The organism is Lachnoclostridium edouardi (assembly GCF_900240245.1).
In the GTDB taxonomy this organism is placed as follows: Bacteria; Bacillota; Clostridia; order Lachnospirales; family Lachnospiraceae; genus Lachnoclostridium_A; species Lachnoclostridium_A edouardi.
Genome location: NZ_OESQ01000001.1, coordinates 2,770,055 through 2,786,368, shown reverse-complemented (window position 1 = coordinate 2,786,368; position 16,314 = coordinate 2,770,055). Strand labels below are relative to the sequence as shown.

The 16,314-nt window shown below is 42.9% G+C and carries 11 protein-coding genes and 3 pseudogenes; 10 read left to right on the top strand and 4 right to left on the bottom strand.

The annotated features are described in order from the left end of the window. Nucleotides 1–62: 62 nt before the first annotated feature. The 9 genes and pseudogenes from C1A07_RS13295 (at nt 63) to fic (ending at nt 8,774) form a co-directional block, all read left to right on the top strand. Nucleotides 63–458: a replication initiator protein A gene (locus C1A07_RS13295; RefSeq protein WP_002566027.1), complete on the top strand. Its 396-nt coding sequence runs from the start codon at nt 63–65 to the stop codon at nt 456–458. Between the two features lie 185 nt (nt 459–643). Then, a complete protein-coding gene (gene mobV, locus C1A07_RS13285) occupies nt 644–1,585 on the top strand; it encodes a MobV family relaxase (protein WP_101877520.1) in 942 nt (313 codons plus the stop codon). Between the two features lie 70 nt (nt 1,586–1,655). Continuing rightward, on the top strand, nt 1,656–1,847 hold the full coding sequence (locus tag C1A07_RS13280) for a hypothetical protein (RefSeq protein ID WP_002566025.1): 192 nt from the start codon (nt 1,656–1,658) through the stop codon (nt 1,845–1,847). Nucleotides 1,848–1,941: 94 nt separating this feature from the next. Beyond that, a pseudogene (locus tag C1A07_RS16865) lies at nt 1,942–2,859 on the top strand (recombinase family protein); the annotation flags it as partial. A gap of 27 nt (nt 2,860–2,886) precedes the next feature. Beyond that, nucleotides 2,887–4,253, top strand: a protein-coding gene (locus C1A07_RS13270; protein WP_101878149.1) for an IS3 family transposase whose coding sequence is annotated in 2 segments (ribosomal slippage) — nt 2,887–3,388 and nt 3,388–4,253 — 1,368 coding nt in all. Because the reading frame shifts where the segments join, the coding sequence is not laid out codon by codon here. 31 nt (nt 4,254–4,284) lie between these two features. Beyond that, a pseudogene (locus C1A07_RS13265) lies at nt 4,285–5,049 on the top strand (recombinase zinc beta ribbon domain-containing protein); the annotation flags it as partial. Between the two features lie 108 nt (nt 5,050–5,157). Then, complete coding sequence (locus C1A07_RS13255; RefSeq protein WP_101877519.1) at nt 5,158–7,032, top strand: ATP-dependent nuclease; 1,875 nt, start codon at nt 5,158–5,160, stop codon at nt 7,030–7,032. Beyond that, nucleotides 7,029–8,075 (top strand): AraC family transcriptional regulator, encoded by a 1,047-nt coding sequence (locus C1A07_RS13250; protein ID WP_101877518.1) that lies wholly within the window; start codon nt 7,029–7,031, stop codon nt 8,073–8,075. The genes C1A07_RS13255 and C1A07_RS13250 overlap by 4 nt, the downstream gene beginning before the upstream one ends. A gap of 87 nt (nt 8,076–8,162) precedes the next feature. Continuing rightward, the gene (gene fic / locus C1A07_RS13245; RefSeq protein WP_101877517.1) at nt 8,163–8,774 is read left to right on the top strand and encodes a protein adenylyltransferase Fic; all 612 of its coding nucleotides are present in this window, start codon (nt 8,163–8,165) and stop codon (nt 8,772–8,774) included. Between the two features lie 87 nt (nt 8,775–8,861). Here fic and C1A07_RS13240 read toward each other — a convergent pair whose 3' ends face one another. The 3 genes and pseudogenes from C1A07_RS13240 to guaA form a co-directional block, all read right to left on the bottom strand. Continuing rightward, a complete protein-coding gene (locus C1A07_RS13240; RefSeq protein ID WP_101877516.1) occupies nt 8,862–11,246 on the bottom strand; it encodes a phosphoketolase family protein in 2,385 nt (794 codons plus the stop codon). Nucleotides 11,247–11,696: 450 nt separating this feature from the next. Then, nucleotides 11,697–11,837: pseudogene (locus C1A07_RS13235) on the bottom strand (IS200/IS605 family transposase); the annotation flags it as partial. A gap of 229 nt (nt 11,838–12,066) precedes the next feature. Further along, complete coding sequence (gene guaA, locus C1A07_RS13230; protein WP_101877515.1) at nt 12,067–13,359, bottom strand: glutamine-hydrolyzing GMP synthase; 1,293 nt, start codon at nt 13,357–13,359, stop codon at nt 12,067–12,069. A gap of 514 nt (nt 13,360–13,873) precedes the next feature. Between guaA and C1A07_RS13225 the strand changes: the two genes are divergently transcribed. After that, nucleotides 13,874–15,550: an IS1634 family transposase gene (locus C1A07_RS13225; RefSeq protein ID WP_101875548.1), complete on the top strand. Its 1,677-nt coding sequence runs from the start codon at nt 13,874–13,876 to the stop codon at nt 15,548–15,550. Between the two features lie 142 nt (nt 15,551–15,692). Here the strand turns inward: C1A07_RS13225 and C1A07_RS13220 are convergent, their stop codons facing one another. Beyond that, the gene (locus tag C1A07_RS13220; RefSeq protein ID WP_101877514.1) at nt 15,693–16,199 is read right to left on the bottom strand and encodes an AmiS/UreI family transporter; all 507 of its coding nucleotides are present in this window, start codon (nt 16,197–16,199) and stop codon (nt 15,693–15,695) included. Nucleotides 16,200–16,314 lie beyond the last annotated feature (115 nt).

The window sequence follows — 16,314 nt, the reverse complement described above, 5'->3', positions numbered from 1 at the left end:
CAGGCAATAGAAACTACCGTCTGCCTCCGAAAACGGACTTCTAACCGTCCACAAAACACAATATGACAAACACCATTTATATCCATCAGCCGGAAAAAGCGGTCAGCTTTACCCGGCTTCCCAATTTCCTTTTTGAAGCCCCCACATTCATGCCCCTGTCCAACGAAGCAAAGGTACTGTATGCCTTTATCCTGCGCCGGACAGACCTGTCCCGAAAAAACGGGTGGGTGGACGAATACGGGCGGATTTACCTCTACTATCCCATCAACGAGGTAGTGGAGCTGCTCCACTGCGGGCGGCAGAAAGCGGTCAACACCCTGCGGGAACTGCAATACGCCGGACTGGTGGAAATCCAGAAGCAGGGCTGTGGAAAACCCAATCGCATTTACCCAAAATCCTACGAAGCGGTTCCAAACACCGACTTCAAGAAATACGGTTATGGAACGCCGGAGGACTGAAAACCGCACTCCACAAGTACGATAATCAATCCTCTTGAAGTACGAAAATCGGACGGTATATAGAAATACAGAGATTAAAACGATTTTATTTATATCTTATCCATTCCTATCCGATCTGAGATATTTTCTGCGGGATTTTCCTGTGGAAAAGTCCCGGAAAGGAATGGAATGGGGAAAGGAGTTTCATGGCACAACACGCAATTTTGCGATTTGAAAAACACAAGGGCAATCCGGCAAGACCGCTGGAAGCCCATCACGAACGGAAAAAGGAACAGTACGCCAGCAATCCCGACATTGACACCAGCCGGAGCAAGTACAACTTCCATATCGTTAAGCCAGAGGGCAGGTACTACCACTTCATTAAAAGCCGCATTGAACAAGCTGGCTGCCGCACCCGCAGGGACAGCACCCGGTTTGTGGATACGCTGATTACCGCCAGCCCGGAATTTTTTAAGAAGAAGTCCCCAAAGGAGATACAGGAATTTTTCCAGAGGGCGGCTGATTTCTTAATCGGACGGGTAGGGAAAGAAAATATCGTGTCGGCGGTGGTACACATGGACGAGAAAACGCCCCACCTGCATTTGGTCTTTGTCCCTCTGACAGAGGACAACCGCCTGTGTGCAAAGGAGATTATCGGGAACAGAGCCAGCCTCACAAAATGGCAGGACGATTTTCACGCTTATATGGTGGAGAAATATCCCGACTTGGAGCGTGGGGAAAGTGCCAGCAAGACAGGCAGGAAGCATATCCCTACCCGTCTGTTCAAGCAGGCGGTCAATCTCTCCAAACAGGCAAGAGCCATTGAAGCCACACTGGACGGTATTACCCCGTTCAATGCCGGAAAGAAGAAAGAGGAAGCCCTCTCCCTGCTGAAAAAGTGGTTTCCGCAGATGGAGAACTTCTCCGGTCAGCTCAAAAAATATAAGGTCACGATCAACGACCTTTTGGCAGAAAATGAACAGTTGGAAGCCAGAGCCAAAGCCAGTGAAAAAGGCAAGATGAAAGATACGATGGAACGGGCAAAGCTGGAAAGCGAGCTGAAAGACATTCAGCGGCTGGTAGACCGTATCCCGCCGGAAGTGCTGGCAGAGCTGAAACGGCAACAGCGGCACACAAGGGAACGGTGATTGATGACAGAAAACATTTCACGCCGCAGCATGGCGGCACTGCACTTTGAAAATTAAATACGGAGGTACTATGGAGCATATCAGATACAAGAAAGAAACCGAAGTCGTGACTTTTCAGGGAAAGGAAATCACGCTGGAAAATCTCTCCCCGGTGTTCACGCCGGAGCAGGAAGCGGCAAAACGCCGGGAGCTGGAACAGCAGCTTTATGAGGTGTTCCGCAAGTATGCCGACAAACGGCAGAGTGAGGAAGCCGGGGCATAAGGTTTTCCGAAGCCATCGTTGATTTGCGGGGCTGCTGACGGTATAATAAAGGTGTCAGCAGCTCCGTTTCTCTTTTAAGAAAAGGAGCGACAATATGAACAATCTAATAGACGCAATCTATGCAAGACAATCGGTAGACAAAAAGGACAGCATTTCCATTGAAAGCCAGATTGAATTTTGCAAATACGAGTTGAAAGGCGGTAACTGCAAGGAATACACAAACAAAGGGTACAGCGGCAAGAACACAGACCGTCCGAAGTTTCAAGAACTGGTGCGGGACATCAAGCGGGGCTTGATTGCAAAGGTCGTGGTTTACAAGCTTGACCGGATCAGCCGTTCCATTCTGGATTTCGCTAATATGATGGAACTGTTCCAGCAGTACAATGTGGAGTTTGTGTCCTCTACGGAGAAGTTTGACACCTCTACACCAATGGGGCGGGCGATGCTGAATATCTGTATCGTGTTCGCCCAGCTTGAACGGGAAACGATACAGAAGCGGGTGACGGACGCTTACTATTCCCGCAGTCAGCGGGGCTTCAAAATGGGCGGCAAGGCTCCCTACGGCTTCCACACCGAACCTATCAAAATGGACGGCATCAACACAAAGAAGCTGGTAGNGGAAACGATACAGAAGCGGGTGACGGACGCTTACTATTCCCGCAGTCAGCGGGGCTTCAAAATGGGCGGCAAGGCTCCCTACGGCTTCCACACCGAACCTATCAAAATGGACGGCATCAACACAAAGAAGCTGGTGGTAAACCCGGACGAAGCGGCAAATATCCGGCTCATGTTTGAGATGTACGCCCAGCCCACAACCTCCTACGGGGACATTACCCGGTACTTTGCCGAACAGGGGATTTTATTCAACGGTAAAGAACTGATACGCCCCACGCTGGCGCAGATGTTACGCAATCCCGTCTATGTGCAGGCAGACCTTGATGTGTACGAATTTTTCAAAAGTCAAGGGACAGTCATTGTCAATGATGAACTGCACCCCAAAAGTTGGACAAGAAAGTCAACGAAAGGGATGCAGAAATCTATGGGAAAAGAATTGTTCAGTGAGGAATTAAAATTAGCGGTTGTTCAGTATGTACTGGAAGGGCATACACGCAAAGAGGCATCCGAGAAATTTTGCGTATCCTGTACGCCAATTGAAAAATGGGTAAACTTGTATAAGCTGCATGGTACAAAAGGACTTCTAAGCAGAAATCTGGTTGGCCGACAAAAAGGCTTTGATGGCGAGTTTCGCCTAAAAGTGTTACAATACAAGCAGGAACATCACTTATCCTGTACACAGACAGCTATGCACTTTTTCCTTGATGTTGTAACAGTGTGCCGGTGGGAGAAGAAATTCCAAAAGGAAGGTGCACAGGGACTTATGAAAAAGCAGGCGACAAAAGGCAGCGAAAAGCGACAAAAGAAGCAGGAACAGTCGGAGCTGCAACAGGAAAACAAGCGGCTGTCAGAAGAAAATTACCGGTTAAGAATGGAGAATGATTACCTAAAAAAATTAAACGCCTTAATTCAGAAGCGGGAAAAACCCGAATAAGCGATGTTGTGGCTGCTGTTACAGAATTAAGGCGTGATTATCCTCTGGCAGCATTACTTAAACTGGCCGGCATTCCCCGAAGTACATACTACTACTATTCCCGGAAAGCCAATGCTGTGGATAAATACGCAAAAGAAAGGGCGGAAATCATAGCAATTTATCAGGAGAATCAAGGCCGGTACGGGTATCGGCGGATTGGTATGGAATTACGCAACAGGGGCTTTTGTCTGAACCACAAGACGGTACAAAAGCTGATGAAGGAATCAGGCCTGAAATATATGGTACGAATGAAAAAGTATCGTTCTTACCGTGGAGAAGTCGGCAAGATTGCACCAAATCTACTGGCTAGAGATTTCCATGCGGAAAGGCCGAATCAGAAATGGGTAACTGATGTGACTGAGTTTTCCCTGTTTGGAAGCAAACTTTATCTCTCTCCTGTGCTTGACCTGTATAATGGTGAGATCATCAGCTATGCCATCAGTGAACGGGCTAATTACCGCCAGGTGGATGAGATGCTGGATAAAGCGTTCTCCCGGCTCCCGGACAGCAGCGGGCTGATCCTTCATTCGGATCAGGGCTGGCAATATCAGAACGTTAGGTATCAAAAAAGACTGTTAGAAAAAGGCATTCGGCAAAGTATGTCCAGAAAGGGAAACTGTCTGGACAATGCGGTTATGGAAAACTTTTTCGGACTGTTAAAATCGGAATTGCTATACCTGCGGACGTTCCAATCATTAGACGAGTTCTGCCAGGAACTGGTCGCTTATCTTGAATACTATAACTACAACCGAATCAAAGAAAAATTGAATGGATTAAGTCCTGTCCAATACAGAATTCAAAACGGCTTTGCCGCATAACTCTTGTGCAACTTTTGGGGGTCACTTCATCAATGACGCTGCCGATTTTACAGGCATGAACGGCTGCTATCTGTATCAAGGGCGGGATGTGAAGCCCAGCAAAAAGAACGACTTGAAAGACCAAATGCTGGTACTGGCTCCCCATGAGGGCATTGTTCCCTCCGACATCTGGCTGACCTGCCGTAAGAAGCTGATGAACAACATGAAAATCCAGTCTGCCCGAAAAGCTACCCATACATGGCTCGCGGGAAAAATCAAATGCGGGAATTGCGGGTATGCGCTTATGAGCATTAACAATCCTGTGGGAAAGCAATATCTCCGCTGCACAAAACGGCTGGACAATAAAAGCTGTGCCGGGTGCGGGAAAATCATTACTTCGGAACTGGAAGCGGTTGTTTATCAGCAGATGGTAAAGAAACTGGCAAGCTACAAGACGCTGACAGGCAGAAAGAAAGCGGCAAAGGCAAACCCGAAAATTGCAGCACTGCAAGTGGAGCTTGCCCATGTGGACAGCGAGATTGAAAAGCTGGCGGACAGTCTGACGGGTGCAAACAATGTCCTGCTCTCCTATGTGAATGTGAAGATAGCAGAACTGGACGGGCGCAAGCAGGAACTTCTGGCGAGGATAGCGGAACTGACGGTGGAAGCCATTAGCCCGGAACAGGTCAGCCAGATTTCCGGCTACCTCGACACTTGGGAGAATGTATCCTTTGACGACAAGCGGCGGGTGATGGATTTGATGATTACCACCATAGCCGCCACAAGCGACAGCTTGAATATCACATGGAAAATCTGACGGGTGGAACCCCTCCCGTCAGATACCTACTCTGTGTAGTCCCTTGTAAACTGTACTTTAGAATGAATAAAACAAACCAGGGGATTTAGAAAGTTTGGAGGAAGCAATATGCAGCTTACTTATCTTCGCATACATAATTTTAAATCTATCAGGGACATGGAGATTACTGATATTGACAAGGCCCTCATATTAATAGGAAAAAATAATACTGGAAAGACCTCAGTGTTAGACGCAGTCTGCGCTTTGTGCGGCTGTTATCAGTTTCAGGAGTCTGATTTTAATGAAAAACAGCAGGCCATCCGTATTGAGGCTGCCTTTTCCATTGCAGAAGAAGATTTGCAGCTGTTTTTTTCCATGGGCATGGTCAGCCAATATAAACGATATGAGGTGTGGCTGAAAACCTTTCTTCAGCGCCTGCCTTCTTTTTCCCGGGGCCTTCTTTCCTTTACCTTACATGTAAATAAAAACGGAGCTGTGCGCTATGAGGATACATATAAAAAGAACAATCCCTACATACCTGCCGTTCTTCCCCGTATTTACAGGATTAACGCGGAAAGGGAGTTAAATCAGCTGCAAAACGATCTTTTAATGTTTCAGGAGGATAAGCAGCTTAGGCTTCTCCGCTCCAGCGCCTGTGTTTTTCAGCAGTCTAAGGCCTGCAACCACTGTTTCCAGTGTATTGGCCTGATTAATCAAAAGCAGCCTGAGGATTTAACAGCTGTTGAAACTGCCCGCCTTTTAGAATATAAAATTTACCAGCTGAATTTAAATGATTTTTCCAGAAAAGTAAATGAAAACTTTTTCAAAAACGGCGGCTACGAAAAAATTCTTTACACCCTGCGCTGCGACACTGACCAGATGTTTTCTGTGGAGGCTGGCGCCTATAATACGCAGAGAGGCAGCGTAAAGCCGGTGGAGCTTATGGGAAAAGGCATGAGAAGTATTTATATGCTTTCTCTTTTGGAAACATATATTAGCGACCAGGGGAGAATCCCCAGCATCATTGTGGTGGAGGACCCTGAAATCTATCTTCACCCACAGCTTCAAAAATCCTGCAGCGAGCTTTTATACCGCCTTTCCAAGAAAAATCAGGTGATTTTTAAAACCCATTCTCCTGATCTTTTATTTAATTTTACAGTCCGTCAGATTAAACAGGTAGTTTTAGACGAAGAGCGTTATTCTGTAGTTCCTCCTAAAACAGATATGGGGCGGATTTTAGATGATTTAGGTTATGGGGCCAATGATCTTTTAAATGTCAGCTTTGTTTTTATTGTAGAGGGAAAACAGGACAAGTGCCGCCTGCCTTTACTTTTAGAGCAGTATTACTCTGAGCTGTACGACAGCCGCGGCAGCCTTTCACGAATTTCCATTATTACTACTAACAGCTGCACAAATATTAAAACATACGCCAACTTAAAATATATGAACCAGGTTTATATCAGAGATCAATTTCTTATGATACGCGACGGGGACGGCAAGAATCCGGAGGAATTGGCCTCCCAGCTGTGCAGATATTATGATGAGCGCAGTCTGGAGGATATTGACCGGCTGCCCAGAGTTACCAGGCAGAACGTGCTGATTTTAAAATACTATTCTTTTGAAAACTATTTTTTAAACCCTAAGGTTATGGCTTCTCTGGGAATCGTGGAAAGCGAGGCATCTTTTTACAATACTTTATATGAAAAATGGAAGGAATACCTTCACCGCCTTCGCAGCGGGCAGCATTTAATTCAGATTCTGGGCAGAGATTTTTCCTCCCCTGAGGATATGAAAGATCACATGGAGGAAATACGGATTTATATGAGAGGCCACAACTTATATGATATTTTTTACGGACCATTTAAGGACAAAGAACAGGAATTATTAAAGGCTTATATTCAGGCGGCTCCCAGAGAAGATTTTAAGGACATTTTAGATGCCATTAACAGGTTTCCTTACTTTGACAGCAGAAAATATGAATCTCAGGAGAATAACCCTATATGAACTTAAAACTTTTATGCCATCAGCTTTGTTGTATTAAATCTAATATAATAGATGAAACAGACCCTGTGGCTTCCCGCATTATGTGCCAGGAATATTCGCCCCTTCTGGAGGATGTAAAGTCCTATCCTATGGAGGGCAATGAACGGATTTTTGCCTTGTGCTGGATCTTTCTTCCCAAAGGCAGGTTTCAGGCTACTATGCTGCCCTGGAAACAGCCTTTTTCCTGCTCCTGCACCTTAAAGCCCGGCGCCAGAACACAGCTGCACACCCACGAATATTTAGAGCTGGCTTATGTGGTCCACGGCAGCTTCCGCCAGAAAATTTCCGGCAGAGACGTAATCTTTCACAAAGGGGATCTGTGCCTGATTGATAAAAACTGCCTTCACCAGGATTATTTCAGCGACACCCCCTCTACTATTTTATTTTTTGGAATTTCCAACGCCGCTATTAACGATATTATGGGATGTCACGCCGCCACTGAGCGCATCGTATCCTTCCTCCGCTCCTCTCTTTTAAAGCACAATGGCCTGCAGCAATATCTCCATTTCACTCCCAGGCAAAATGGAGATGAAAAAATGGACGCTGTGATTTCCACTCTGCTGCAGGAACTGGCCCAATATGACCAGGGTTCCTTTTATATTTGTTTTGGCCTGCTTCTTCGGGTATTCTCACTCCTAAGCTCTGAATACGATTTTTTGCTTTCCAGAGAGGTGCGCCGGGAAAAGGACTGGCCTCTTTTTGAAGAAATAACCAGCTATATGGAGGGACATTTAAATAATATTTCCATTCAGAAAATGGTCCGTCATTTCCACTTCCAGGACGATTATTTTAACCGCCTGTTAAAAGCTAAAACAGGCATGACATATACAGAATACCTTCAAAATATGAGGCTGGAAAAGGCTGAATTTCTGCTGAAAAACACAGATTTAACTATAGATCAGATTACAGAGGCAGTAGGCTACCACAATAAAGGATATTTTTATAAAATATTTTCAGAGCGCCACCAAACAACGCCGGCAAAATTCCGGAAAAGGCTGTTGTAAAATGCATTAGAATTACTGATCATGTGGTATACTTATTAAAATGAAGTTATAATAAAAGGCAGATTGTATGGAATATGAGGTAAGGATATGCTTGAAAATAAATTAGGTATAACAGATTCAACAGAATTGGCGAGAGCAGAGGAAAAAATCAGTAAGCAAAAAGCCATTGCAATGTTTGAAACTGGATTTTTAGAGAAACTGGAACCTGGAACATATAAAAGCCTGGCCATGATTCATAAATATCTTTTTGATGAAATTTATGATTCTGCCGGTGAACTTCGCAAGGTCAATATTTCAAAAGGAAATTTCAGATTTGCCCCACTTATGTATCTGGAAGCGGCTTTACACAGCATCGATAAAATGCCTCAATCAACTTTTGATGAAATCGTTGAAAAATATGTAGAAATGAATGTCGCCCATCCATTTAGAGAAGGCAATGGAAGAAGCACAAGGATATGGCTTGATTTAATTTTAAAGAAAGAGATTGGCTATGTAGTGGATTGGAGCAAGGTTGATAAAGAGGATTATTTACTTGCTATGGAGCGCAGTCCAGTTAAGGATATTGAAATCAAATTTCTTCTTAAAAATGCTCTGACCCATAATATTTATGACCGGGAAATTTATATGAAGGGCATTGACCACAGTTATTATTATGAAGGGTATTACGTCTACAAAACTGAGGAGCTGGCCGGGCTGTAAGCCGTTCAGATAAAAAACAGAGAGCCTGTCACTTTGAAAGTGATAAACTCTCTGTTTTTTCTATTGTTATGAGCATTTAGCGCCTGTTTATTTCTCTTCTGGCGTTTTCCACTGCCAGTCGCGGATCTCTGGGAGATCAATGCCATATTCGTGGATATACTGTTTGTGCTCAACCAGTTTATCGTTCATTTTCTGCACCAGATAGGAGCCTTTATTGCCCAGCTGAGGAAGGAAGCGGATTACATTCTTTACCAGATGGAAACGGTCAATTTCGTTCTGAACTCTCATATCAAATGGAGTTGTAATGGTTCCCTCTTCTTTGTAGCCGTAAACGTGAATATTTCTGTTTGCGCGGCGGTATGTCAGCTCATGGATTAATGTGTGATAGCCGTGGAAAGCAAAAATAATTGGTTTATCTTTTGTAAATAAAGCGTCGTACTCTACATCGCTTAAACCGTGAGGATGCTTTGACTGAGGCTCCAGCTTCATCAGATCCACTACGTTTACAACTCTGATCTTTAATTCAGGCATAGCTTCTCTGAGAATTGTTACTGCAGCTAAGGTCTCTAAGGTAGGTGTATCGCCGCAGCAGGCCATAACTACGTCCGGCTCTCCGCCCTGGTCGTTGCTTGCCCACTCCCAGATACCAATTCCCTGAGTACAGTGCTTTACAGCCTGCTCCATGGTCAGCCACTGCTGTCTTGGATGTTTGGAGGAAATAATTACGTTAACATAATCTCTGCTTCTGATACAGTGGTCAAATACTGACAGAAGGCAGTTGCTGTCTGGCGGCAGATAGAGGCGTACTACGTCTGCCTTTTTGTTGGCAATATGGTCTAAGAAGCCTGGGTCCTGATGAGTAAATCCGTTGTGATCCTGCTGCCAAACATTGGAGGACAGAATCAGGTTCAGGGAGGCAATAGACTGTCTCCATGGAAGCTGATTGCAAACCTTCAGCCATTTTGCGTGCTGAGCGCACATAGAGTCTACTACTCTGATAAATGCTTCATAGCTGGCAAAGAAGCCGTGGCGTCCTGTAAGCAGATATCCTTCCAGCCATCCCTCGCACATATGCTCGCTGAGCATAGAATCCATAACACGTCCGTCAGAAGCTAAAAATTCGTCAGTGTCAAAGGTTTCATTATTCCAGTCACGGTTTGTTACTTCAAATACCTTTCCAAGACGGTTGGACATAGTCTCGTCAGGTCCAAAAATACGGAAGTTTTTAGCCTCCTCATTCATTTTGAAAATGTCGCGTACAAAGCCGCCCAGTTCGATCATATCCTGTGCTTCTACAGCTCCCGGAGCAGGTACGTCTACTGCATAATCCTTAAAATCTGGCAGGCGCAGATCTCTTAAAATCTTTCCGCCGTTGGCGTGAGGATTAGAACCGATTCTTCTGTCGCCCTTTGGAGCTAACTCTTTCAGCTCAGGAATTAATTTGCCGTTTTCATCAAACAATTCCTCTGGGCGGTAGCTCATAAGCCAGTTCTTTAAAAGCTCCAGATGCTCTGGTTTTTCCATTGTAATCGGCACCTGATGAGCACGGAAGGAATCTTCAATCTGATTTCCGTCCACTACCTTTGGTCCTGTCCAGCCCTTTGGAGTGCGCAGCACAATCATAGGCCACTTAGGTCTTGTTGTGTCATGGTTTTCCCGTGCATTTTTCTGAATGGCCTTAATTTCATCCATTGCCTGATCTAATGCTTCCGCCATTTTTCTGTGCATATCCATAGGCTCGCTGCCTTCTACAAAATATGGCTTCCAGCCGCAGCCGTCAAAGAAATGCTCCAGCTCCTCATGGGAAATACGGGCTAAAATTGTAGGGTTGCTGATTTTATAGCCATTTAAATGAAGAATAGGAAGCACAGCGCCGTCATTTTCCGGATTCAGGAACTTATTGCACTGCCAGGAGGTTGCTAAAGGTCCTGTCTCGGCCTCTCCGTCTCCTACTACGCAGGCTGCAACTAAATCCGGGTTGTCAAATACAGCTCCAAATGCATGGGCCATAGAATATCCCAGCTCGCCTCCCTCGTTAATAGAGCCTGGAGTTTCAGGCGCTACGTGGCTGGAAATGCCTCCTGGGAATGAGAACTGCTTGCACAGCTTCTTCAAGCCTTCCATATCTTCTCCAATATTTGGATATACTTCGCTGTATGTTCCCTCTAAATATGTATTGGCAACAAAAAAGTTTCCGCCGTGGCCTGGACCGGAAATCAGGATCATATCCTGATCATATTTCTTAATAACTCTGTTTAAATGTACATAAATAAAGTTCTGTCCTGGAACAGTACCCCAATGGCCTACAATTTTTTTCTTTACGTGATCCATTGTTAAAGGCTCACGGAGAAGTGGATTATCTAAAAGATACAGCTGTGCTGCGCCCAGATAATTCACTGCACGCCAATAGGCATCCATCTTTTTCAAATAGTCGTCGGTGATTCCCTGTTGTTCAACCTTTGTTTCCAACATGTCGTCTCTCCTTTTCTTTTTTGTCTTATCCTCAAGTTCGTCTTAATTTTAACGATATCAAATGCATTGCACAATTTCCTCAGTCCATCATTTTTATTTAAAAAGTTACCTATTACGATTAATATTCCTATTTTTCTTGAATTTATTGACCTGAATAGGAAATAATGATAACATATATTTTTTTTACCTCTGTTTAAATTAGAATCTCTTAGTTATACTCTTACTTTTCCTTCATTTTTATGTGCATTTTTTAACAATATTTTTACATAAAATTCACGGCTGATTCACAGCTGCTCCGCCGGACTTTCACAATAGTCAAGACCATCGGCTAAGCCGGTGGCTTGCTTTGACCCTATAAGGGTCTGTTACCGGCACTGGAGTCTAAAGACTCACCGAAATAGGTTCGCCAAGCGCAACATCATTTACCTACTAAGCCCTAAAGGGCTTATTTTATTTGTTTGCTTTTACTGGCTCACCCGTAAACGGGTCAATATACTCTTTCAGTGTCATCTGATCATATTCCAAATCTTCTTGTAACTGATTTGCTATATATTCCTGTATTTTCTTTGCATTTTTCCCTACCGTATCTAGATTACTGAAAATATTCTAATTTTAGTTGCATATTTCAAGGCTATCGTGTATAATATAGACATTGGAAAAGGTGTATGTTTTCGGACTGCACTGAGAGAGTCACTCTGTGGCTCTCTTTTATGTTATAGCAAAATAATACAATTCTCTATATAGGTATCAAAAAGGTATCACACCACACACTAAGAGCCGGGAAGTCCGCTGTTTAAGCGGCTTCCCGGCTCCCTGTTTACTATTCAAACTCAATCGTTGCAGGCGGCTTTGGCGACATATCGTAACACACTCTGTTAACGTTTTCTACTTCCTTCAGTATTCTGTCTGTTACAGTCTGCAGAACATCCCAGTCCACTCTCTCGATTGTTGCGCACATAGCGTCAATTGTGTTCACTGCGCGGATGATAACCATATATTCAAAACATCTGGCGTTATTTTTCACGCCTACAGATTTGAAATCCGGCACTACAGTGAAATACTGCCATACCTTTTTGTCAAGTCCGGCTTTGGCGAATTCTTCTCTGAGAATTGCGTCAGATTCTCTTACAGCCTCCAAACGGTCTCTTGTAATAGCGCCCAGGCAGCGCACTCCAAGTCCTGGACCTGGGAAAGGCTGACGGTAAACCATATTGTGAGGCAGTCCCAGCTCTACGCCGCAGGCCCGCACTTCGTCTTTAAACAGCTGCTTTAACGGCTCTACCAGCTCAAATTGTAAATCTTCAGGCAATCCGCCTACATTGTGGTGGGATTTTACCATTTTCGCTGTTTTTGTTCCGCTTTCAATAATATCAGGGTAAATGGTGCCCTGGCCTAAGAAGTCAATGCCGTCTAACTTTCTGGCCTCCTCCTCAAAGACACGGATAAACTCACCGCCAATAATCTTTCTCTTTTCTTCTGGATCAGCTACATTTTCCAGCTTGCCCAGGAAACGCTCTACTGCATCTACATAAATTAAGTTAGCGTGAAGCTGATTCTGGAAAACTTCTACAACGCTTTCTGACTCATTTTTTCTCATTAAACCGTGGTTTACGTGAACGCACACTAACTGATTTCCGATTGCTTTTAACAGCAGGGCCGCTACCACAGAAGAATCTACTCCGCCAGACAATGCTAACAGTACTTTTCTGTCTCCTACCTGGCGTTTAATAAGCTCCACCTGATCTTCAATAAAATTTTTCATATTCCAGTTGGGCTCTGCCTTGCACTGGCCGAATACAAATTCTTTTAATACTTCTGCCCCCGGCAGCTTATCCAGTATTTGACTGCACTGAGCACTTGGATGATCTATGGCCATTATAGGATATCCGCACTGATAAATAGCCGGATCAATATCAACTGCTGCTCCGTCCACTATTCTGTTTTCCCCGCCGTTTAAAATAATTCCCTTTACGTTTTCCAAACTGTTCAGCTGGTCTACTGTAATATCATGGGGATGAATTTCACTGTAAACTCCCATATCACGAATTTCACGGGCAATCACCGTATTTTCTGTACTTCCCAAGTCCAGAATTACAATCATATCTTGTTTCATGGCGCTTTCTCCTGTTTTCTTTTGAAAATTAGTTTCTCATTAAACCTTTCAATGTAATTTGAGGGCAAATTACATTATCCGCAACGCTCAACTATTTTTTATTGTTATGAGCACTTAGTGCCTGTGTTTTAGGCACTTACGTGCGATACATGAAAAATAGTTTGCCCGGTCCTTCACGGGCATTACTATTTTTTACTTCACTGGTTCCTCGTTCCATAAAAACGGACGGGAACCCCAAACTTCGCTATGGCGAACTTTGGGCAGCAAATAGTTTCGCGCTTTGCATTTTACTATTTTTCATTATAATATAAAATCCTATATTTGGAAAGCTTTCATTTCCCAATATACCCGTCTTTAGAAGTTAGCACTAGAAATCTTTAGGAGTATTTTCTGCTCTGAAGCCTCACAAATGCCTTTAAATAAGGCTTTTTTTATTGCAAAAAAACTTTTCAAAATTCTTTTTTTGCGATATACTAATAGTGTTAGTGGTGCTATCTTTTTGAGGAGGGATTCTATGGCATATTTTTTAAAAAAGACAACTTTAAAAGGCAGAACTTATCTTGCGATTTATGACAGTTTTTATAATCAGGAAAAAAAGGGGGCAGCTCACAAATGCTACAAATCCCTTGGCTCTGTAGAAACACTGAAAAAGAACGGCATGGAAGATCCAATCTCTTTTTACCAACAAGAAGTAGCTCTCTTAAACCAGCAACGAAAAGAAGAAGGTGTCCGCAAAATTTCTGACATTTCTCCAACTCTTTATCTTGGATACTTTCCACTGAAAGCAATCCTTGAGAAATTAAAAATCCAAAAGTATGTGAATTATTTTCATCTTACATATGATTTTCAGTTCGATCTTTATGAATTGATTTCTACATTAGTCTACGCAAGAGGTGTATGCCCATGCAGTAAAAACAGGACATTCCACGATGTGCTTCCCAATCTGTACCATTCGTCGCATTATTCCTATGATCAGCTTCTTGATGGTCTTGCCTTTTTGGGAGAAAACTATGAAAAGTTTATCGAGATCTTTACTGTACAAACTGCGGCTGTTTATGGACTGGATACTTCAAACTCTTACTTTGATTGTACGAATTTCTATTTTGAAATAGACAGGGAGGATGATTTCAGAAAAAAAGGACCGAGCAAAGAAAACAAAAAGGAACCCATCATCGGTCTTGGGCTCCTTTTGGATCGGAACCAGATTCCGGTCGGTATGAAGATGTATCCGGGAAATGAGTCAGAAAAACCCATTCTACGTGATGTGATTGATGGACTTAAAAATAGGAACAATATCATGGGAAAAACCATCCATGTCGCAGACAAAGGACTTAATTGTGCACAAAACATTGCGTTTTCAAAACAGAATGGAGATGGTTATCTGTTTTCAAAATCTGTAAAAACCTTGCCTTCGACAGAAAAAACCTGGGTATTATTAGAACAGGATTACAAAGATGTCAAAGATAAAAGCGGAAAACTTTTATACCGCTATAAAAGCTGTATTGATACTTTTCCTTATTCCATAGAGTATAACGGAAAAAAACAGACCATTATGCTTACAGAGAAACGCCTGGTTACCTACAATCCTTCCCTTGCTGCAAAAAAAAGATATGAAATAAACCGCCTTGTAGAAAAAGCAAAAGCACTTACCCTGTCACAAGCCAAAAGGAATGACTTTGGAGAAGCAGGAAAATATGTGGATTTCACAGATAAAACAGGAAATAAAGCAAAAACAAGGATTAATCAGGCTGCCATCGATAAGGACCTCGAACTTGCCGGATACAATCTTCTGGTCACATCCGAAACCCAGATGACAGATCAGGATATTTACTGTACTTACCATAATCTGTGGAGAATTGAAGAATCCTTTAAGATTATGAAATCAGACCTGGATGCACGGCCGGTATTTCTTCAAAAAGAAAATACGATTAAAGGCCACTTTTTGATTTGCTATTTAACAGTTCTCTTAGAGAGGATTTTTCAATTTAAGATACTGGATGAAAAATATTCAACTTCAGATATATTTAGATTCATTAAAGATTTCAGGGTAACAAAAGGCGAACATAAATATATAAACACCACAAGGGATTGTACTTTTATAAATGACCTAGCTGATAAATTTCATCTTCCTTTAACGAATTACTTTCTATCTGAAACTCAAATAAACACCATTTTTAATTATAAACTATAATAACAAACACAGAAGGACTGCCGCTAGCAGTCCTTCTAAACCTTAAAGTTTGCACTATTTTTTAATCTCTGATACCAAAGTCAGGTAATATAAAATCCTATATTTGGAAAGCTTTCATTTCCCAATATAAGGCCTCTTTTTATTACCATTTTCCTACTAACATTAATACTCCAGGCACCCAGGCGGTAATGATTCCCTCTGCTACCTGGAGAACCGGCACTGCTTTTCCCAGCTTTTTCCCCAAAATGTCTTCTATAAAAGCAGTTGCCCACAAAATTGCCCACAAGTACCAGATTCCTGCCCAGCGGATATCAGGCTGTATGCCCCATTCCGGTATTCCTAAAAAGCCTTCAAATGTTCCGAAGATCACTGCATTGACTGCCACGAAAATAGAAAACCATGCAAACGGAACTGGATTTAAGTTAAATATTCCATTTGCAGCTACAAATAAATATGTAAAACCAAACAGCAGCCCTGTGCCTGCCGCATAATAATTTCCCTGCGCCAGATTTACCCCGTTAATAAATAACGACAAGCCTCCTGTAAAAATATTCATTACTGCTGCAGATTTTTTATCTACCCCGGACAGGCTGCACACGCCGTTTTGTATTAAAACAATACCTACAAATAATAAACAAACTGCTAACATTTTTCATTCTCCTTTGTTTCACTATTTTTACTTCACTGCCTTTTATTCTGCAAATGGCAAAATAAAAGATGTCCCAATGAAAGTTCATTGAACATCTTTTATTATAGTTAAATCA

Coding starts and splice junctions, on each gene's coding strand:
- C1A07_RS13295 (WP_002566027.1), top strand. CDS start 63: ATGACAAACACCATTTATATCCATCAGCCGGAAAAAGCGGTCAGCTTT.
- mobV (WP_101877520.1), top strand. CDS start 644: ATGGCACAACACGCAATTTTGCGATTTGAAAAACACAAGGGCAATCCG.
- C1A07_RS13280 (WP_002566025.1), top strand. CDS start 1,656: ATGGAGCATATCAGATACAAGAAAGAAACCGAAGTCGTGACTTTTCAG.
- C1A07_RS13255 (WP_101877519.1), top strand. CDS start 5,158: ATGCAGCTTACTTATCTTCGCATACATAATTTTAAATCTATCAGGGAC.
- C1A07_RS13250 (WP_101877518.1), top strand. CDS start 7,029: ATGAACTTAAAACTTTTATGCCATCAGCTTTGTTGTATTAAATCTAAT.
- fic (WP_101877517.1), top strand. CDS start 8,163: ATGCTTGAAAATAAATTAGGTATAACAGATTCAACAGAATTGGCGAGA.
- C1A07_RS13240 (WP_101877516.1), bottom strand. CDS start 11,246: ATGTTGGAAACAAAGGTTGAACAACAGGGAATCACCGACGACTATTTG.
- guaA (WP_101877515.1), bottom strand. CDS start 13,359: ATGAAACAAGATATGATTGTAATTCTGGACTTGGGAAGTACAGAAAAT.
- C1A07_RS13225 (WP_101875548.1), top strand. CDS start 13,874: ATGGCATATTTTTTAAAAAAGACAACTTTAAAAGGCAGAACTTATCTT.
- C1A07_RS13220 (WP_101877514.1), bottom strand. CDS start 16,199: ATGTTAGCAGTTTGTTTATTATTTGTAGGTATTGTTTTAATACAAAAC.